A 19,640-nucleotide genomic window follows, 5' to 3' on the forward strand; every position below is an offset into this window, starting at 1 on the left:
CTTTCCAAGCGGTCGTGGCGGAATGGCAGACGCGCTAGGTTGAGGGCCTAGTGGGAGAAATCCCGTGGAGGTTCAAGTCCTCTCGGCCGCATCAACCATTACTTAAATTAAAATTAAATATGCGGGTGTAGTTTAATGGCAAAACCTCAGCCTTCCAAGCTGATGTTGTGAGTTCGATTCTCATCACCCGCTCCATAAATTAAATTGAAATGAACATTGAAAACTGAATGACAATATGTCAACGTTAATTCCAATAATTTGAGTACTTCAAAAGTACTTTCAAGAGTGATTGACTTAAACAATCAACGAGCTATATCAAGCTTACTTCTTTTATGGAGAGTTTGATCCTGGCTCAGGATGAACGCTGGCGGCGTGCCTAATACATGCAAGTCGAGCGAACAGATAAGGAGCTTGCTCCTTTGACGTTAGCGGCGGACGGGTGAGTAACACGTGGGTAACCTACCTATAAGACTGGAATAACTCCGGGAAACCGGGGCTAATGCCGGATAACATGTTGAACCGCATGGTTCTACAGTGAAAGACGGTCTTGCTGTCACTTATAGATGGACCCGCGCCGTATTAGCTAGTTGGTGGGGTAACGGCCTACCAAGGCGACGATACGTAGCCGACCTGAGAGGGTGATCGGCCACACTGGAACTGAGACACGGTCCAGACTCCTACGGGAGGCAGCAGTAGGGAATCTTCCGCAATGGGCGAAAGCCTGACGGAGCAACGCCGCGTGAGTGATGAAGGTCTTCGGATCGTAAAGCTCTGTTGTTAGGGAAGAACAAATGTGTAAGTAACTGTGCACATCTTGACGGTACCTAACCAGAAAGCCACGGCTAACTACGTGCCAGCAGCCGCGGTAATACGTAGGTGGCAAGCGTTATCCGGAATTATTGGGCGTAAAGCGCGCGTAGGCGGTTTTTTAAGTCTGATGTGAAAGCCCACGGCTCAACCGTGGAGGGTCATTGGAAACTGGAAAACTTGAGTGCAGAAGAGGAAAGTGGAATTCCATGTGTAGCGGTGAAATGCGCAGAGATATGGAGGAACACCAGTGGCGAAGGCGGCTTTCTGGTCTGCAACTGACGCTGATGTGCGAAAGCGTGGGGATCAAACAGGATTAGATACCCTGGTAGTCCACGCCGTAAACGATGAGTGCTAAGTGTTAGGGGGTTTCCGCCCCTTAGTGCTGCAGCTAACGCATTAAGCACTCCGCCTGGGGAGTACGGTCGCAAGACTGAAACTCAAAGGAATTGACGGGGACCCGCACAAGCGGTGGAGCATGTGGTTTAATTCGAAGCAACGCGAAGAACCTTACCAAATCTTGACATCCTTTGACAACTCTAGAGATAGAGCTTTCCTCTTCGGAGGACAAAGTGACAGGTGGTGCATGGTTGTCGTCAGCTCGTGTCGTGAGATGTTGGGTTAAGTCCCGCAACGAGCGCAACCCTTGAACTTAGTTGCCATCATTAAGTTGGGCACTCTAAGTTGACTGCCGGTGACAAACCGGAGGAAGGTGGGGATGACGTCAAATCATCATGCCCCTTATGATTTGGGCTACACACGTGCTACAATGGACAATACAAAGGGCAGCGAAACCGCGAGGTCAAGCAAATCCCATAAAGTTGTTCTCAGTTCGGATTGTAGTCTGCAACTCGACTACATGAAGCTGGAATCGCTAGTAATCGTAGATCAGCATGCTACGGTGAATACGTTCCCGGGTCTTGTACACACCGCCCGTCACACCACGAGAGTTTGTAACACCCGAAGCCGGTGGAGTAACCATTTTGGAGCTAGCCGTCGAAGGTGGGACAAATGATTGGGGTGAAGTCGTAACAAGGTAGCCGTATCGGAAGGTGCGGCTGGATCACCTCCTTTCTAAGGATAATATACGGAATATCACCATTAGGTGATAAGCGGATTAACGTGACATATTGTATTCAGTTTTGAATGCTCATTCATTTGAGGATTCAGAATGATTTGTACATTGAAAACTAGATAAGTAAGTATAGATTTTACCAAGCAAAACCGAGTGACAAGCGTTTAAAAGCTTGAAACAAAAAATTATCGCTAGTCGTCAAATGACGACTCACATAATTAATAACTGGTGATTTTGGACAAGATTGTATTTCGGTAGACAGACATGATGTTTTGAAAACGTTTGTCAGTCTATGAATCGCAAGCATGAGCGAAGGCGCTTACTACGCGTAAGTAACTGAGTGAATGTGAAGTGATGAAGCCGAATGCGAACGTTTGCCAAAATATTATTGTGATAGGTGACGTATTTATGGATTGACCAAACGTTAATGAAAGCGTTTGTCAGTCAACGCATTTCTTGATGCGCGCAGTGAAGTTTACTTTCTGTAAATGAACAAGCGAAGAAAGAAATAAGGCAGAATGCGAACGCTTATCATAACGTTTAGATTAAGTTATTAAGGGCGCACGGTGGATGCCTTGGCACTAGAAGCCGATGAAGGACGTTACTAACGACGATATGCTTTGGGGAGCTGTAAGTAAGCTTTGATCCAGAGATTTCCGAATGGGGAAACCCAGCACGAGTTATGTCGTGTTATCTGCATGTGAATACATAGCATGCAAGAAGGCAGACCCGGAGAACTGAAACATCTTAGTACCCGGAGGAAGAGAAAGAAAAATCGATTCCCTGAGTAGCGGCGAGCGAAACGGGAAGAGCCCAAACCAATAAGCTTGCTTATTGGGGTTGTAGGACACTCTGTACGGAGTTACAAAAGAATTTGTTAGACGAATAACCTGGAAAGGTTAATCATAGAAGGTAATAATCCTGTAGTCGAAAGCAAATTCTCTCTTGAGTGGATCCTGAGTACGACGGAGCACGTGAAATTCCGTCGGAATCTGGGAGGACCATCTCCTAAGGCTAAATACTCTCTAGTGACCGATAGTGAACCAGTACCGTGAGGGAAAGGTGAAAAGTACCCCGGAAGGGGAGTGAAAGAGAACTTGAAACCGTGTGCTTACAAGTAGTCAGAGCCCGTTAATGGGTGATGGCGTGCCTTTTGTAGAATGAACCGGCGAGTTACGATCTGATGCAAGGTTAAGCAGAAAATGTGGAGCCGTAGCGAAAGCGAGTCTGAATAGGGCGAATGAGTATTTGGTCGTAGACCCGAAACCAGGTGATCTACCCTTGGTCAGGTTGAAGTTCAGGTAACACTGAATGGAGGACCGAACCGACTTACGTTGAAAAGTGAGCGGATGAACTGAGGGTAGCGGAGAAATTCCAATCGAACTTGGAGATAGCTGGTTCTCTCCGAAATAGCTTTAGGGCTAGCCTCAAGTGATGATTATTGGAGGTAGAGCACTGTTTGGACGAGGGGCCCCTCTCGGGTTACCGAATTCAGACAAACTCCGAATGCCAAATAATTTAACTTGGGAGTCAGAATGTGGGTGATAAGGTCCATATTCGAAAGGGAAACAGCCCAGACCACCAGCTAAGGTCCCAAAATATATGTTAAGTGGAAAAGGATGTGGCGTTGCCCAGACAACTAGGATGTTGGCTTAGAAGCAGCCATCATTTAAAGAGTGCGTAATAGCTCACTAGTCGAGTGACACTGCGCCGAAAATGTACCGGGGCTAAACATATTACCGAAGCTGTGGATTGTCCTTTGGACAATGGTAGGAGAGCGTTCTAAGGGCGTTGAAGCATGATCGCAAGGACATGTGGAGCGCTTAGAAGTGAGAATGCCGGTGTGAGTAGCGAAAGACGGGTGAGAATCCCGTCCACCGATTGACTAAGGTTTCCAGAGGAAGGCTCGTCCGCTCTGGGTTAGTCGGGTCCTAAGCTGAGGCCGACAGGCGTAGGCGATGGATAACAGGTTGATATTCCTGTACCACCATTATTCGTTTTAAGCGATGGGGGGACGCAGTAGGATAGGCGAAGCGTGCTGTTGGAGTGCACGTCCAAGCAGTGAGATTGAGTGTTAGGCAAATCCGGCACTCTTAAGATTGAGCTGTGATGGGGAGAGGAACTTGTTCCTCGAGTCGTTGATTTCACACTGCCGAGAAAAGCCTCTAGCTAGAATAACGGTGCCCGTACCGCAAACCGACACAGGTAGTCAAGATGAGAATTCTAAGGTGAGCGAGCGAACTCTCGTTAAGGAACTCGGCAAAATGACCCCGTAACTTCGGGAGAAGGGGTGCTCTTTGAGGTTCACGCTTCGAAGAGCCGCAGTGAATAGGCCCAAGCGACTGTTTATCAAAAACACAGGTCTCTGCTAAACCGTAAGGTGACGTATAGGGGCTGACGCCTGCCCGGTGCTGGAAGGTTAAGAGGAGTGGTTAGCGCAAGCGAAGCTACGAATCGAAGCCCCAGTAAACGGCGGCCGTAACTATAACGGTCCTAAGGTAGCGAAATTCCTTGTCGGGTAAGTTCCGACCCGCACGAAAGGCGTAACGATTTGGGCACTGTCTCAACGAGAGACTCGGTGAAATCATAGTACCGGTGAAGATGCCGGTTACCCGCGACAGGACGGAAAGACCCCGTGGAGCTTTACTGTAGCCTGATATTGAAATTCGGTACAGTTTGTACAGGATAGGTAGGAGCCTTAGAAGCGTGAGCGCTAGCTTACGTGGAGGCATTGGTGGGATACTACCCTAATTGTATTGGATTTCTAACCCGCAGCACTTATCGTGCTGGGAGACAGTGTCAGGCGGGCAGTTTGACTGGGGCGGTCGCCTCCTAAAGAGTAACGGAGGCGCTCAAAGGTTCCCTCAGAATGGTTGGAAATCATTCATAGAGTGTAAAGGCATAAGGGAGCTTGACTGCGAGACCTACAAGTCGAGCAGGGTCGAAAGACGGACTTAGTGATCCGGTGGTTCCGCATGGAAGGGCCATCGCTCAACGGATAAAAGCTACCCCGGGGATAACAGGCTTATCTCCCCCAAGAGTTCACATCGACGGGGAGGTTTGGCACCTCGATGTCGGCTCATCGCATCCTGGGGCTGTAGTCGGTCCCAAGGGTTGGGCTGTTCGCCCATTAAAGCGGTACGCGAGCTGGGTTCAGAACGTCGTGAGACAGTTCGGTCCCTATCCGTCGTGGGCGTAGGAAATTTGAGAGGAGCTGTCCTTAGTACGAGAGGACCGGGATGGACATACCTCTGGTGTACCAGTTGTCGTGCCAACGGCATAGCTGGGTAGCTATGTATGGACGGGATAAGTGCTGAAAGCATCTAAGCATGAAGCCCCCCTCGAGATGAGATTTCCCAACTTCGGTTATAAGATCCCTCAAAGATGATGAGGTGAATAGGTTCGAGGTGGAAGCGTAGCGATACGTGGAGCTGACGAATACTAATCGATCGAAGACTTAATCAAAATAATTGTTCATAAGGTAATGCTTGTGATAAATATACTTACTATCTAGTTTTGAATGTATAACATTCAACAACTTAATCTGGTGCCAATGGCAAAGAGGTCACACCTGTTCCCATGCCGAACACAGAAGTTAAGCTCTTTAGCGCCGATGGTAGTCGGACTTACGTTCCGCGAGAGTAGGACGGTGCCAGGTTATTTCAAAAGCTTCGAAGCAATTATCATTGTTTCGGGGCTTTTTTCTTTATCGTCAAGATCTCCCGTCATCCTAATCATACATACAGGTGACATGTGATATCGCGCCATTAATTCCTTTGTTCAACTATCGCTTATATTCCCGTCATCCTTTCACTGTGTAGCGATTATTTTACAATACCCAATTAGAACGCTATGCCGGTCACTATGACATATTTTCAATTTCAATCTAACTGACACTTGTCCTGTCTAATGAAATAAAATATACTATAGACAATCATCGTCTTAATATTAAGAAAATTCAAACTATCATTTCGCTGTATTAAATAACCTCCATTACACGATTCACGCAGGCATCAAGAATATAATGTTTGGAGGTGTTGTACTTTGACACGTAATGCTTATAAATTAGTCATCTTTGGTTTTATTTCTACCATTGGTTCAAGTGTCTTCAGTTTCGCTTGTGCCTTCCATATTTTGAAAAACACAGAAAATAGTTGTTTGTACAGTATTTATTTAACTTTGATTGTGATCACGACGATTCTTTCTACGCCAATTAGTGGTGTGTTTATAGATTCAGTCAACAATAAACGGTTAATTTTGTATTCTCAATTATCAAGTGTGGCTGGACTGATCATTTTTTCTTTGTTATACGATGACAATGTATATATGATTATTTGTTTAGGTATCTTATTAACGATTCCTGATGGGATTAACTCTGTCATTATCCAGAAAAACTTACAACGTATTGTGACAGACAATTTGGAGCGTGTGATTTCGATTAGACAAACGGTGTCGACATTGACAAGATTTGTTTCTCCAATCATTGGGGGGCATTGTCATTGCGTTTATACCACTACAAGTCATTGGGATGATGAATATGATAACGGAAGCGATTTCGATTTTCCTCATACAATCATTACCGATTATTAATCATCAACAACTGAAAAGTCAGTTAGTGCACTCTTTTAAAGAAGGTGTGCAATACTTAGTAAAGAAATAAGAAATTATGACATTTCTCGTTTGTGCCATGTTAAACAACTTTTTAATCAATGTCTTAGTTGTTGGCGTACCGATTATTGCGATACAACAGCTACATCTTAAATCGACACAGTTTGGGATGATTGAATCGGGTTACACGATTGCGTTATTTTTAGTGTCATTTGTGATGTCGATTTATCCTGTGAAAAGAAGGGTCACATTATATTATAAGATTGGGATTTTGATTGATATTGTCACTTTATTTTCACTTGGCGTCTTTTTATTGTTCCCACATCAAAATTTGACGTCATTTATCTTTCTGATTGCGACGTATATGTTGATTGGTGTAAGTTTGCCGATCATTAATACACCTTATGGCATCTATTTACAGAAGGCAGTAGAGGACGAATATAAAGGGCGCGTCTTTTCGCTGAATTTATCCATTGCACAAGCGATTATACCTGTTTCATTGAGCTTTTTTGGCTTTATACTTAATGATAATGCAGCACAAGTTTTTATGATTGATGCGATATTGATGCTCGTCGTCTTAACTGGGTTTAGTATCGTCATGAGAAAGTATCGATTTGACTAATATCTCAACAATTTAAAAAGGAGCAAATCTGAGAGGTGGTTATCTCAAGTTTGCTCCTTTTGAATCATCTTAAATTAATAACGAATACAGCATTTTGTTTTCGTTAATATAAATATTTTTAGGGTCAAATTGATTGACGTTACGAATGAGTGTGTCTAAGTCTGCTCGATTTTGAAGTTGGATGCCGATAATGACTGTTCCGGTATTTTGAGAAGACTTCTTCAAATATTCGAACTTCGTAATGTCATCGTGTGGTCCGAGCACATCATTCACGAATTGTCTGAGTGCCCCTGGACGTTGTGGGAAGTTCAAAATAAAGTAATGCTTCATTTCTTCGTATAATAATGAGCGCTCTTCAATTTCTTTCATTCGGTTAATATCGTTATTCCCTCCAGAAACGATACAGACGACATTTTTTCCTTTAATTTGATCTTGGTATTGTTCTAGGGCGCTGACACTTAATGCGCCGGCAGGTTCTGCAACGATGGCTTGTTTCGAATACATGTCTAAAATAGTTGAACAGACTGCCCCTTCGTCTATTTGCACATAATCATCTAATGTTTGGCGACAAATGTTAAATGTAATTTCTCCCACACGTGCGACAGAAGCGCCATCGACAAATTTATCGATATTGTCTAATGTCACCACTTCGCCTGCTTGGACGGATTGATACATACTGCTCGCGCCTAATGGTTCCACGCCAATCAGTTTGGTAGAAGGGGAATGTGCTGTAAAATAAGTCGCTACACCTGACATAAGCCCACCGCCACCAATAGCACCAAAAATGTAATCAATTGTGATATTGTCCGCTTTTGCTGTTTCGATTATTTCTTTCGCTAATGTCCCTTGACCCGCAATTGTATGCACATTATTAAACGGATCGATGAAGGTCATATCGTGTTGTTCAGTATAATTCAGCGCCGACTTTAAGCAATCATCAAATGTATCGCCCTCTAGTTTAATTTCAACGTTGTCACCACCGAAAAATTGAACTTGATTGACTTTTTGTTTTGGTGTCGTCACAGGCATAAAGATAACCGCATGTAAGTTGAGGTATTTGGCTGTAAACGCCACACCTTGCGCATGGTTTCCGGCACTTGCACATGTGATACCTTGGTTTCTCTTTTCTTCTGGTAATACAGCAATGGCATTGTAAGCGCCACGTAGTTTGAATGAACGCACCCATTGAAGATCTTCGCGCTTTAAATAGACATTACAATCGTATTTGAGCGATAAATAATGATCCTTTTCCAATGGTGTTGCTTTAACAATTGTGTTGAGACGTAAAAATGCATCTTCAACATCTTGTGCTTGAACAGGTGTAGTTTTTACAGACATTGTTCCCACTCCTTAAGTATGTTTTAGTTCATAGTCTTTGATTAATGCTTCATATTTTAATGTGATGGCAATATCATCTAAGCCATTCACGAGTTTTTCTTTCCACGTTTCATCAATGTCAAAGTGATAGTCTTGCTCGGGTGTTTGAATGATTTGTTGTGGCAAGTCAATCGTGATTTCAGGATAACGCGCAATCGCTTCTCGTGATGCACGGTCAAGTCGAATCGGCAACAGTGCATTTTTCGTGCAGTTCATATAAAAAATGTCACTGAAACTTTCCGCGATAATCACTTGAAAACCGAAATCTTTTAACGCCCATGCGGCATGTTCACGGCTCGAACCACAACCGAAATTGTCACCGGTAATTAAAATGGATGCCCCTGCATATTCAGGTTGATTTAAGACAAAATCAGGATTGTCTGAACCGTCTTCTAAATAACGCCATTCATCAAAAAGAAAAGGGCCGTAACCTGTTTTAGATATCCGCTTTAAATGAACTTTTGGAATGATTTGATCGGTATCAATATTGTCATGAAATAATGGGACCGTTTTGCCCGTATATTGTGTAATTGGTTTGATTTCCATTACGCTTCAACCACCTTTCTCACATCGACAAAGCGTCCGTGAATAGCCGCAGCTGCCGCCATAGCAGGGGATACCAAATGTGTTCTTGCCCCTTTACCTTGACGCCCTTCGAAGTTACGGTTACTCGTTGATGCACAGTGGACACCAGCGGGTACTTGGTCAGGGTTCATACCAAGACACATGCTGCATCCAGGTTCTCTCCATTCAAAACCAGCATCTTTAAAAATCGTATCCAGTCCCATTGCTTCAGCTTCTTTCTTCACTTGTCGTGAGCCAGGTACGACAATCGCTGTAATGTTTTCGTGTACGTGATTGCCTTTGACGATATGACTTGCTTCAACTAAATCGGAAATACGTGCATTCGTACATGAACCGAGGAACACATAGCCTAACGGAATATCTGTTGCAAGTTGACCTGGTTTTAAACCCATATATTGATACGCACGTTCGTCATTGACATTTTGAATCTCTGGGAATGGTGTACTAAAGCTGACACCCATTTCAGGACTCGTACCCCAAGTAACTTGTGGTTCTAATGCTGTGACATCTAATTCAATGATTTTATCGAATTGCGCGTCGTCATCACTGTATAGCTCGCGCCAATCATCAAGTTTGTCCTCAATATTTTGTGCGTATCGACGTCCTTCAAGGTATGCAAAAGTCGTGTCATCCGGTTGAATCAGTCCGTATTTTGCGCCTGCTTCAATCGCCATATTACAAATGGTCATACGGCCTTCCATCGACAAGTTACGAATCGTTTCTCCTGCAAATTCCAGTGCATAACCTGTACCAAAGTCAACGCCGTGTTGGTTGATTAAATGCAAAATGATGTCTTTCGCATAAACGCCTTTAGGAAGTTGTCCGGTTACGTTAATTTTTAAATTTTTCGGTTTCGTTTGCCATAACGTTTGTGTCGCAAACACATGCTCCACTTCACTTGTACCAATACCGAAAGCAATCGCACCAAATGCGCCATGGGTAGCTGTATGTGAGTCGCCACAAACAATCGTTTTACCCGGTTGCGTTAACCCCATTTCAGGTCCGACCATATGGACGATCCCTTGTTCATCAGAGCCCATATCAAACAATGTGACGTTAAAGTCTTTACAGTTTTGTTGTAACGCTTGAATTTGTTTGTTTGCGATATCGTCTGTAATGTTAAAAATATCAATGGTCGGCACGTTATGATCCAATGTGCCAAACGTTAAATCAGGTCGTCGTAAAGTCCGTTTTTGCATTCTGAGCCCTTCAAATGCTTGCGGTGACGTCACCTCATGTATCAAATGCAAATCAATGTATAATAATTGCGGTTCACCTTGTTGCCCGGTAATCGTATGTTGGTCCCAAATTTTATCGAAAAGTGTACGCCCCATTCGTTATGCCCCCTTAATAAATGCTTTAAAATGATTGAAAATATCCGTAGTGCCGTATTGCCCCCCAAGATCAGCTGTTGTGATCCCTTTAGCTATTAATGTATCGACCGTTGTTTCAATAATTGTTGCCATATCATCACGTTCAGCTGATTCTCGTAAACACATGGCAAGTGACAACAACATGCCAAACGGATTTGCTTTATTTTGACCGGCGATGTCTGGTGCTGAGCCATGAATCGGTTCGTATAATTTCGGTCCACCTGCACTAAAACTTGCGGAAGGGGAGAGCCCTAATGAACCGGGTAGCATCGATGCTTCATCACTTAAAATATCGCCAAATAAATTTTCAGTGATAATGACATCAAAATCAGCAGGTCGTTTGATTAAATGCATACTACATGCATCGACGAGTAAATGTTCGACCGTAACGTCAGGATAGTGTTCAGCGACTTCATTAACCGTACGACGCCATAACTGACTACTGGCCAGTACATTTTCTTTATCAACCGATGTGAGCTTATGGCGACGTGATTGAGCCAATTGAAAACCGACATGCGCAATACGTGTAATTTCCTCTTTCGTATAAGTCAATGAATCACGTGCTTCATCGTCTTTCAAATAACGTGGTTCACCAAAGTAGATGCCACTCGTCAACTCTCTAACGATAACAAGGTCGGTATGTTCGACAATAGATGGTTTTAACGGTGATAAATGCGCCATGTCAGCTGTCACACGTGTAGGTCGAATATTGGCATATAAATGCAATGCTTTTCGCAATTTCAGTAAACCTTGTTCAGGACGACATTGTGGATTCGTCCATTGAGGGCCACCGATCGCGCCAAGTAAAATGGCATCTGCACGTTGACAAGCATCTAATGTTGCGTCAGGTAGGGGCGTGCCATATTGATCAATGGCACAACCTCCCATCGCATAACTGTCTACCTTATAATCAAAGTTAAATTGAGTTGCAAGTGCGTCTAAACAATCCAATGTACCTGACATGATTTCTGGTCCAATGCCGTCCCCAGGTAAAGCTACAATTTTAAAAGTCATTGTGCGACACCTTCTTTTTGAATGGACTGCACCGATTTACTCACCGCTTCAACATAGGCTTTACATGATGCGTATAAAATATCGTGGTCAAAACCCACACCTGTATATTCGATTCCATCGACTTCTACTTGTACATGCACTTCAGCTTGTGCATCGCGGCCTTCAGATACGGCATCAATACGATAGTCTAACAGGACAGATTCAACATTAAAGATACGGTCCACGGCATTATAAATTGCAACAATGGAGCCCGTGCCAATACTTGAATCTTGATAATGTTGACCATCATTATCGCGAACGACGACAACAGCACTTTGAAGACCATTCGATACAAATTGAAGTTGGAGTGTTTCAAGATGATAAGCGACATGTTTAGCATGCTCACTATCTTGAATCAACGCGTGAATATCTTGATCAGTGACGTGTTTTTTCTTGTCGGCAATGCCTTTAAACGCTTTAAACAACACTTTTTGTTCTTCCAAATCAATGTCATAGCCGAGTTGTTTCAATTTATCTTGGAACGCATGTTTACCTGACAATTTGCCCAGAGGTAGTTCCGTCTTTTTCACACCAACGAGTTGCGGCGTCATAATTTCATACGTTTCCGGATTTTTCAAGAAACCATCTTGATGAATGCCTGACTCATGGCTAAACGCATTTTTCCCAACAATCGCTTTATTACGAGGTACTCTCAATCCGGCATAGCGCGCGACCATATCAGATGTTTGTTTCGTCAATTCGAGTTGAATTTGCGTTTGAATTTGATAATGATCTTGGCGGACGTATAAACCTAATGCGACTTCTTCAAGCGCAGTATTTCCGGCACGTTCACCAATCCCATTGACCGTGCCTTCTATACGTGTCGCACCATTTTCGATGGCAGCCATACTATTTGCGACAGCTAAGCCGAGGTCATCATGACAATGCGCACTATACGTAATTGGGACTTCCGATTTGATTTGTTCTGTGAGTGCTTTGAAAATGTTGCCATATTCAGTTGGATACGTATAGCCCACTGTATCAGGAATGTTGATAACAGTTGCCCCCGCATCTACTGCAGTTTGTACACTTTGGATTAAGAATGGCAGCGGTGTCCGTGTCGCATCCTCTGGTGAAAATTGAACGATATCAAAACGTTCTTTTGCATAACTGACATGTGTTGTAATCGCTTCGAGAACTTCTGCTTCTGTCATATGAAGCTTTGACTCTAAGTGAATAGGGCTCGTCGCAATAAAGACATGGATAGAAGGGGAAACAGCATCCTTTGTCGCTTCGTATACGGCGTCAATATCAGACTTTAAACAACGTGCTAAACCTGTAACAGTCGTATGTTTTAAAGTCCGAGCGATCGCTTGTACAGACTCAAAGCTACCTTGACTTGAAGCGGGGAAGCCTGCCTCAATGACATCGACACCCCATTTTTCGAGTTGTTCTGCAAGTTTTAATCGTTCTTCAAAGGAAAAGCTGACTCCTGGTGTTTGTTCGCCATCGCGTAGTGTAGTATCAAAAATCTGAATATGACTAGACATTTTCAATCACTCCTTAAAAAATTATTTTTGAATGCTTTTCGATTTAATAAATGGCATCATTTCACGTAAAGATTGACCGACTGTTGTAATTTGATGTCCTTGTTGTGCTTCACGCATTTGTTTAAATGATTTAAAGCCATCTTGATTATCTTTAATGAAACGATCGCTAAATGTACCGTCTTGAATATCTTTTAATACAGCTTTCATATTTTCTTTCGTTTCTTCAGTAATGACACGTGGACCAGATACGTAGTCACCAAATTCTGCAGTGTTTGAAATAGAATAACGCATGTTTTCAAGTCCGCCTTCATACATTAAGTCAACGATTAATTTCATTTCATGTAACACTTCAAAGTAGGCGATTTCTGGTTGATAACCTGCTTCGACTAACACTTCAAAACCGCTTTGGATAAGACGTGTTACGCCACCACAAAGGACAGCTTGCTCACCGAATAAATCCGTTTCCGTTTCTTCTTTAAATGATGTTTCTAATACGCCTGCACGTGTGGACCCGATTCCTTTGGCGTAACTTAATGCCAAATCACGTGCTTCACCTGTTGCGTCTTGTTGCACAGCGAATAATGCGGGTACGGCTGAACCTTCAACAAATGTACGTCTAACTAAATGACCTGGACCTTTTGGCGCAACGAGGAAAACATCAACATCACTCGGTGGTTGGATGACGTCAAATTGAATGTTAAAGCCGTGCGCAAATGCTAATGCGTTGCCTGCTTCTAAGTTAGGCTCGATTTCATTTTTGTACACGTCACCTTGAATTTCATCAGGGAGTAACACCATCACAACATCGGCTTGTTTGACAGCTTCTGCCACTGTGTAAACATTAAAGCCATCTTCTTGTGCTTGGTCGAATGAACGTCCAGGGCGAATACCGATAACGACATCATAGCCATTGTCTTTTAAGTTTTGTGCGTGGGCATGACCTTGTGAACCATAACCAATAACCGCAATCTTTTTACCTTGTAATACATCTTTCTCTACTGATGAATCATAATAAACTTTTGTCATATTAAAATGCCTCCAAATAATAATTTTTTGATTTTTCAAATAATTCCAGCTGTACCAGTACGTGCAACTTGATCAATATGAAATGATGATAGATCGTCTAAAAGGTGGTTCAATGTGTATTGCGGGCCAGTAGCTTGTAAATACAAATATTGACCGTTTTCCTTCAAAATAGAAACTAGCGCATCATACGGTTGTAATACTTTTTCAATTTGCTGTTGTGGTATCGGCTTTTTCAATTTAATGAGCAATAATTCGCGATTAAACGTATTAATGTTCGTAATATCTTCAACTGTCAACGTATTGACTTGCTTAATTAACTGTTGAATGATTGTGCGTTGTTTTTCGTCATCAGGTACTTCAGCGATAAAGGTAATTTCTGAAATTCCTTCATCTAACGTCGGTGTTACATTCAGCGTCACAATGTTGATTTGACGTCTGACGAATAAACTTGTTAATCGGTTGAGTGTGCCGGCTTTATCGAAAACGCGTAATTTGAATGTTCGTCTCATAACAGTCCCTCCATCTCATGGTTCGCTTTGCCACTTGGTACCATAGGCAATACAGGTTCTACAGGTGAAATGCGAATTTCAATTAATGCTGGACCATTGTGTAAAAATGCCGCATCGATTTGTGCTTTTAAACATTTCGGGTCATCGATTAAAAAGCCTTTAACACCATAGGCTTCACTCATTTTCATGAAGTCAGGTTGATCGTTAAATACTGAATGTGAAAAACGTTGATTAAAGAATTTGTCTTGCCATTGTTTCACCATTCCGAGCGTACCGTTGTTAATCAACACGATTTTAATATTTAAGTTAAATTCATTCAGCAATGCCATTTCTTGGTTTGTCATTTGAAATCCGCCATCACCGACGAATGCGACGACAGTTTCATTCGGTTTTGCAAATTTTGCACCGATAGCGGCTGGGATACCGAAGCCCATGGTTCCGAGTCCACCACTTGTAATCAGTTGACCGTACGTTTGGAAAGGGTAGAACTGAGCAACCCACATTTGGTGTTGACCGACATCTGTGGCCACATAAGCTTTACCTTGTGTAATTTCACCGATGTATTCAATCGCACGTTGAGGTTTACAAAACTTGTCAAGCGGATCATCAACATATTTGAAAGGATGTTCGTCTTGATAACCTTTTACCGTTGTCAGCCATGCGTCGTGATTAATTTTTTCCGTATCATATTTTAATAACGCTTCAATTACATTTTTAACATCTGCTACAATACCGAGGTCAGTTTTAATGATTTTGTCGATTTCTGACGGGTCAATATCGACATGTACGATGGTTGCATTTGGTGCAAATTCATCTGGATTACTTGCTAAACGGTCATCAAATCGCGAGCCAAAGTTAATGAGTAAGTCACATTCCGTTAATGCCATATTACTTGCATATGAACCGTGCATACCGCCCATACCTAAGAAGTGAGGGTCATCATAAGGAATCGCACCTAAACCGTGAAGCGTTGTCACGACAGGAATTTGATATTTTTCGACTAACTGCTGTAATTGCGCATTCGATTTAGAGAAATGAATCCCTGCACCAGCTAAAATGACAGGGCGCTCTGACGTTTTTAAATAATCATTTAGCTTTTGGATTTCATCAATGTCCGGCTTTGTATTGACGTAATAGCCAGGTGTATTGACTGTATTATCGATGGGTGAATCGGTTGATAAAATGCCCATATCTTTCGGGAAATCGATCACTACCGGGCCTTTACGACCAGAGTTTGCGACATGAAAGGCTTCTTTAATAATGCGCGGAATTTCTTTCACATCGTTAACTTGATAATTATGTTTCGTAATCGGCGTTGTCATTGATAAAATGTCCGCTTCTTGGAAAGCATCTTTACCAATGCCTGGTGTCGCCACTTGACCAGTAATGACGATGAGTGGCAGTGAATCACTGTACGCATCTGCAATGCCTGTAATCGCATTCGTTGCGCCAGGACCGCTCGTTACGACAACGACACCTGGTTTGCCACTTACGCGTGCATAACCTTCAGCCGCATGGGTTGCACCTTGTTCGTGACGGTAGAGAATGTGCTTGATTTGTTCGTTGTAAAATGTGTCGTAAAGGGGGAGTACAGCCCCTCCAGGATAACCGAATATGTACTCAACGCCTTCTTCTAAAAATGCATCGACTAACAATTGTGCACCAGACTTTAAAGCGTTCATATTAGGTTGAAGTGTTGCTTCTTGTGACTCATTGTGATCTTGTGGCACAGTTTGATGAGTTTGCGTCATTGGGAACCCCTCCATTTTTATTAAAGTAAGTCTTCAGGCACTTGCATTACGCCACCTGTATTGGCGCTCGTCACTAATGCTGTATAACGTGCGAGATAACCCGTTTTCACTTTCGCTTTGAATGGTTGACGATGTGCTTGACGTTCTGCGAGTACCGCATCATCAACATGTAAAGTCAGGTCGCGATTTACGAGATCAATCGTAATGTCATCACCATCTTCAATTAAGCCGATTGGACCTCCTGCAGCGGCTTCTGGTGAAATGTGACCGACTGCAATACCTCTTGTGGCACCTGAAAATCGGCCATCTGTAATTAATGCAACATCTTTCCCGAGACCTCGTCCAACGATAGATGAAGTAGGGGCTAACATTTCTGGCATGCCTGGTCCACCTTTAGGCCCTTCATAGCGAATGACAACGACATGTCCAGCACGCACCGTATGATTATCAATCGCTTCAACCGCTTCATCATGACTGTTAAAACAAATCGCTTTTCCTTTAAAAGTCTTAATCGACGGGTCAACACCACCGACTTTAATCACCGCACCATCTGGAGCAATATTACCGTAAAGGATTGACAGCCCCCCTTGTTGATCGTATGGATTATCTAAACGGCGAATCACGACATCATTCGTAATGGCTTTATCTTGGTTGTTCTCTCTTAATGTTTTACCAGTTACCGTGATACGATCTGGATGGAGTACGCCTTCTTTTTTCATCAATTCATTAATGATGGCTGGGACACCACCCGCTTGATGGACATCATCCATAGAATACGATGAACTTGGCGCAATTTTAGATAAATAAGGTGTCTTTTTCGCAATTTCATTAATACGTGTTAAATCATAATCAATGCCTGCTTCTTTAGCGATGGCAAGCGTGTGCAGTACAGTATTTGTCGAGCCACCCATCGCCATATCTAATGCAAATGCGTCGTCAATCGCTTCTTTTGTTACGATATCACGCGGTTTTAAGTCATTTTTAACATTTTCAACAAGTTGTTTCGCAGCGGCACGAATCATTTCACGACGTTGGTCACTGACTGCTAGTGCTGTCCCGTTGTAGGGTAGGGCTAAACCTAATACTTCCATTAAGCAGTTCATCGAGTTCGCTGTGAACATGCCTGAACAAGAACCACAAGTCGGACAGGCATTTTGTTCCATATCTAAAAATTCCTCTTTAGTCATCGCGCCTTCTTTAAATGCACCAACCGCTTCAAACATAGATGAGAGAGTGAGTGCTTTCCCTTGAGCTGACAGACCGGCTTTCATTGGACCACCAGAACAGAATATCGCAGGGACGTTCGTTCTCATCGCAGCCATCAACATCCCCGGTGTAATTTTGTCACAGTTCGGAATGTAAAAGACCCCATCAAACCAGTGCGCGTTAATAACGGTTTCAGCCGCATCTGCAATAATTTCACGACTCGGTAATGAATAACGCATACCGATATGACCCATTGCAATGCCGTCATCCACGCCAATCGTATTAAATTCAAATGGCACACCGCCAGCTTCACGAATGGCCTCTTTCGCAATATCGCCTAGTTCACGTAAATGCACGTGTCCCGGAACGATATCAATATAAGAATTACAAATTGCGATAAATGGTTTGTCCATGTCAGTAGGGGATTTTATTTGACCTGTTGCATGTAACAAACTCCTCGCCGGTGCTTGGTGATCTCCTTTTTTAATCATGTCACTTCTCATCTCAACTGCCTCCTCGGTTTTTCAAATAAAAAAGGTACGCCCCAAAATTGAATCTGGGACGTACCTTGTAAGTCCCATTCAACTAGAAATAGGACTTAAGCGTTTAGTAATATTGCTACTAAAGCTCCAGCCCTGAGCGTAATAATAAAATGACAATATTATGATTTTGTACGGTATGGGTCATCATTGCATGTCTTTTCATTGTACATACGCTCCTTTTCTGTCGTGAATGGGTCAATCTCGCTACATCGTTAACTGTTCATCTCGTAAACCATGTAGACGGTTAGATGTGTGAATTAAAATTAAACACACTTTAATGTTTCGAATAGAAAGAATTGTCTAAAAATTAGATGTCATTAATTTACCCTATATTAGAAAAGAAGTCAACAGTAAATCAAAAAAATTCTGAAAATATTTGAGGTGCGCGATGAAGCGGAAACCTCCAACAATGGTGCGCTTTAAACGTTATAGTAAGTTGATAAGGTCAAAATGATAAAAATTTGTTACAATAGGTTAGAAAATCGAGTCAGGAGTGCGAACGAAATGAGAATTAAAAACAAAACAGCGATGCAAGCATTTGCAAATCAACTTGCAACTTATCTCAAAGCACAAGATGTATTGTTATTAGACGGAGACCTAGGTGCTGGAAAAACAACTTTAAGTCAGTTTATCGGGCAGGCGTTAGGTGTAAAACGTCATATTAGTTCACCGACTTTTAATATTATCAAATCGTATCGAGGCACCCAGTTGAAATTTCATCACATGGATTGTTATCGATTAGAAGATTCTGATGAAGACTTAGGATTTGATGAGTTTTTTGAGGACGAAGCGGTGACTGTTGTGGAATGGAGTCAATTTATCCAAGATTATTTGCCATCACATTATTTAAAAATCAACATTCAAACGATAAATGAAACAGAACGAGAGCTGAGTTTTGAAGCACGTGGCTCACATTTTGAAGAGATAAAGGAGGTCATCGAACATGTACAGTTTACTGATTGATAGTGCCAACCAACCATTATCAGTAGCGCTTATGCAAGAGGGTCACGTATTGATAACGCATACGACAACGATCAAACGCAATCACTCGGTGCAGCTCATGCCACTCATTGAATGGTTATTACAACAAGCACAATTGAAGCCGAAAGATTTAGATGAAATTATTGTCACAGAAGGGCCAGGATCATATACAGGATTACGTATCGGGGTGACGACAGCGAAAACACTTGCTTACACTTTGAATATTCAATTGTATGGCGTGTCATCATTAAAAGCGATTGCCGCACAAATTCAATATTCTGATGCGTATATTATTCCAATCATTAATGCGAGACGACAACACGTTTATGCGGGTGTTTATCAATGGCAACAAGGAGAACTTGTCAATGTATTGGCGGATCAATATATGCCACTCGATATGTTAATTGAACAATGGGTAACACACGACAACGTTATCTTTGTAGGTGAAGATGTGGCACAATTTGAAACGGAATTAGCGTCCTATAAACGAATAAGTGCGCCCCCTCGAGCGGATCAAATGTACCCACATAAAGGAGAGCCACGCGATATTCATACCTTTACACCGCAATATTTAAAATTATCGGAGGCGGAACAAAATTGGCTGAATCAACAAAAATAGAAGATCAGCTTCAAAT

Annotated in this window: 13 protein-coding genes, 2 tRNA genes and 3 rRNA genes; 9 read left to right on the top strand and 9 right to left on the bottom strand. The window is 42.6% G+C overall.

From position 1 onward, the window contains the following. The first annotated feature begins 8 nt into the window (after nt 1-8). From EL101_RS04000 to EL101_RS13470, 7 genes are all read left to right on the top strand, one after another. Nucleotides 9-91 (top strand) — tRNA-Leu (locus EL101_RS04000). Between the two features lie 30 nt (nt 92-121). After that, nucleotides 122-195: transfer RNA gene (locus EL101_RS04005), tRNA-Gly, on the top strand. A gap of 134 nt (nt 196-329) precedes the next feature. Continuing rightward, a 16S ribosomal RNA gene (locus tag EL101_RS04010) occupies nt 330-1,881 on the top strand. Between the two features lie 544 nt (nt 1,882-2,425). Beyond that, nucleotides 2,426-5,347, top strand: a 23S ribosomal RNA gene (locus tag EL101_RS04015). A 78-nt stretch (nt 5,348-5,425) separates the two neighbouring features. Then, a 5S ribosomal RNA gene (gene rrf, locus EL101_RS04020) occupies nt 5,426-5,540 on the top strand. Together the 16S, 23S and 5S rRNA genes with 2 tRNA genes alongside form the textbook arrangement of a ribosomal RNA operon. A gap of 386 nt (nt 5,541-5,926) precedes the next feature. Further along, nucleotides 5,927-6,472, top strand: a complete 546-nt coding sequence (locus EL101_RS13465; protein ID WP_240622767.1) for an MFS transporter — start codon at nt 5,927-5,929, stop codon at nt 6,470-6,472. Nucleotides 6,473-6,548: 76 nt separating this feature from the next. Next, nucleotides 6,549-7,112 (top strand): MFS transporter, encoded by a 564-nt coding sequence (locus EL101_RS13470; protein ID WP_240622768.1) that lies wholly within the window; start codon nt 6,549-6,551, stop codon nt 7,110-7,112. 69 nt (nt 7,113-7,181) lie between these two features. On the opposite strand, the gene ilvA is transcribed toward EL101_RS13470, so the two are convergent. Genes ilvA through ilvD form a run of 9 tightly spaced genes read right to left on the bottom strand, consistent with a single transcriptional unit; the run spans nt 7,182 to nt 17,985 of the window. Next, entirely contained in the window at nt 7,182-8,450 is a 1,269-nt protein-coding gene (gene ilvA, locus EL101_RS04030; RefSeq protein WP_096598647.1) for a threonine ammonia-lyase IlvA, read from the bottom strand. 12 nt (nt 8,451-8,462) lie between these two features. Then, the gene (gene leuD, locus EL101_RS04035) at nt 8,463-9,035 is read right to left on the bottom strand and encodes a 3-isopropylmalate dehydratase small subunit (RefSeq protein ID WP_019166383.1); all 573 of its coding nucleotides are present in this window, start codon (nt 9,033-9,035) and stop codon (nt 8,463-8,465) included. Further along, a complete protein-coding gene (gene leuC, locus EL101_RS04040; RefSeq protein ID WP_096598649.1) occupies nt 9,035-10,408 on the bottom strand; it encodes a 3-isopropylmalate dehydratase large subunit in 1,374 nt (457 codons plus the stop codon). Before leuC ends, leuD begins: the two co-directional genes overlap by 1 nt. A gap of 3 nt (nt 10,409-10,411) precedes the next feature. Continuing rightward, nucleotides 10,412-11,461, bottom strand: coding sequence for a 3-isopropylmalate dehydrogenase (gene leuB / locus EL101_RS04045; RefSeq protein ID WP_096598651.1), 1,050 nt, complete (start codon nt 11,459-11,461; stop codon nt 10,412-10,414). Continuing rightward, nucleotides 11,458-12,990 (bottom strand): 2-isopropylmalate synthase, encoded by a 1,533-nt coding sequence (locus tag EL101_RS04050; RefSeq protein ID WP_096598653.1) that lies wholly within the window; start codon nt 12,988-12,990, stop codon nt 11,458-11,460. Before EL101_RS04050 ends, leuB begins: the two co-directional genes overlap by 4 nt. Before the next feature lie 21 nt (nt 12,991-13,011). Further along, a complete protein-coding gene (gene ilvC, locus EL101_RS04055) occupies nt 13,012-14,016 on the bottom strand; it encodes a ketol-acid reductoisomerase (protein WP_096598655.1) in 1,005 nt (334 codons plus the stop codon). 35 nt (nt 14,017-14,051) lie between these two features. Beyond that, nucleotides 14,052-14,525, bottom strand: coding sequence for an acetolactate synthase small subunit (ilvN, locus tag EL101_RS04060; RefSeq protein ID WP_096598657.1), 474 nt, complete (start codon nt 14,523-14,525; stop codon nt 14,052-14,054). Continuing rightward, nucleotides 14,522-16,276: a biosynthetic-type acetolactate synthase large subunit gene (gene ilvB, locus EL101_RS04065; RefSeq protein WP_096598659.1), complete on the bottom strand. Its 1,755-nt coding sequence runs from the start codon at nt 16,274-16,276 to the stop codon at nt 14,522-14,524. The genes ilvN and ilvB overlap by 4 nt, the downstream gene beginning before the upstream one ends. A 20-nt stretch (nt 16,277-16,296) precedes the next feature. Further along, complete coding sequence (gene ilvD, locus EL101_RS04070) at nt 16,297-17,985, bottom strand: dihydroxy-acid dehydratase (RefSeq protein WP_096542326.1); 1,689 nt, start codon at nt 17,983-17,985, stop codon at nt 16,297-16,299. A 543-nt stretch (nt 17,986-18,528) separates the two neighbouring features. Between ilvD and tsaE the strand changes: the two genes are divergently transcribed. Both tsaE and tsaB read left to right on the top strand, forming a co-directional pair. Continuing rightward, entirely contained in the window at nt 18,529-18,987 is a 459-nt protein-coding gene (gene tsaE, locus EL101_RS04075; RefSeq protein WP_096598661.1) for a tRNA (adenosine(37)-N6)-threonylcarbamoyltransferase complex ATPase subunit type 1 TsaE, read from the top strand. Continuing rightward, nucleotides 18,968-19,624: a tRNA (adenosine(37)-N6)-threonylcarbamoyltransferase complex dimerization subunit type 1 TsaB gene (gene tsaB / locus EL101_RS04080; RefSeq protein WP_096598663.1), complete on the top strand. Its 657-nt coding sequence runs from the start codon at nt 18,968-18,970 to the stop codon at nt 19,622-19,624. The genes tsaE and tsaB overlap by 20 nt, the downstream gene beginning before the upstream one ends. The last annotated feature ends 16 nt before the right edge of the window (nt 19,625-19,640 follow it).

Origin of the sequence: Staphylococcus delphini (assembly GCF_900636325.1) — a bacterium.
GTDB classification, from domain to species: domain Bacteria; phylum Bacillota; class Bacilli; order Staphylococcales; family Staphylococcaceae; genus Staphylococcus; species Staphylococcus delphini.

Excerpts from the sequence above, each read along its gene's own strand:
- ilvB (WP_096598659.1), bottom strand. The coding sequence starts at position 16,276 with ATGACGCAAACTCATCAAACTGTGCCACAAGATCACAATGAGTCACAA.
- leuB (WP_096598651.1), bottom strand. The coding sequence starts at position 11,461 with ATGACTTTTAAAATTGTAGCTTTACCTGGGGACGGCATTGGACCAGAA.
- leuD (WP_019166383.1), bottom strand. The coding sequence starts at position 9,035 with ATGGAAATCAAACCAATTACACAATATACGGGCAAAACGGTCCCATTA.
- leuC (WP_096598649.1), bottom strand. The coding sequence starts at position 10,408 with ATGGGGCGTACACTTTTCGATAAAATTTGGGACCAACATACGATTACC.
- EL101_RS13470 (WP_240622768.1), top strand. The coding sequence starts at position 6,549 with ATGACATTTCTCGTTTGTGCCATGTTAAACAACTTTTTAATCAATGTC.
- ilvC (WP_096598655.1), bottom strand. The coding sequence starts at position 14,016 with ATGACAAAAGTTTATTATGATTCATCAGTAGAGAAAGATGTATTACAA.
- EL101_RS04050 (WP_096598653.1), bottom strand. The coding sequence starts at position 12,990 with ATGTCTAGTCATATTCAGATTTTTGATACTACACTACGCGATGGCGAA.
- ilvN (WP_096598657.1), bottom strand. The coding sequence starts at position 14,525 with ATGAGACGAACATTCAAATTACGCGTTTTCGATAAAGCCGGCACACTC.
- tsaB (WP_096598663.1), top strand. The coding sequence starts at position 18,968 with ATGTACAGTTTACTGATTGATAGTGCCAACCAACCATTATCAGTAGCG.
- tsaE (WP_096598661.1), top strand. The coding sequence starts at position 18,529 with ATGAGAATTAAAAACAAAACAGCGATGCAAGCATTTGCAAATCAACTT.
- ilvD (WP_096542326.1), bottom strand. The coding sequence starts at position 17,985 with ATGAGAAGTGACATGATTAAAAAAGGAGATCACCAAGCACCGGCGAGG.
- ilvA (WP_096598647.1), bottom strand. The coding sequence starts at position 8,450 with ATGTCTGTAAAAACTACACCTGTTCAAGCACAAGATGTTGAAGATGCA.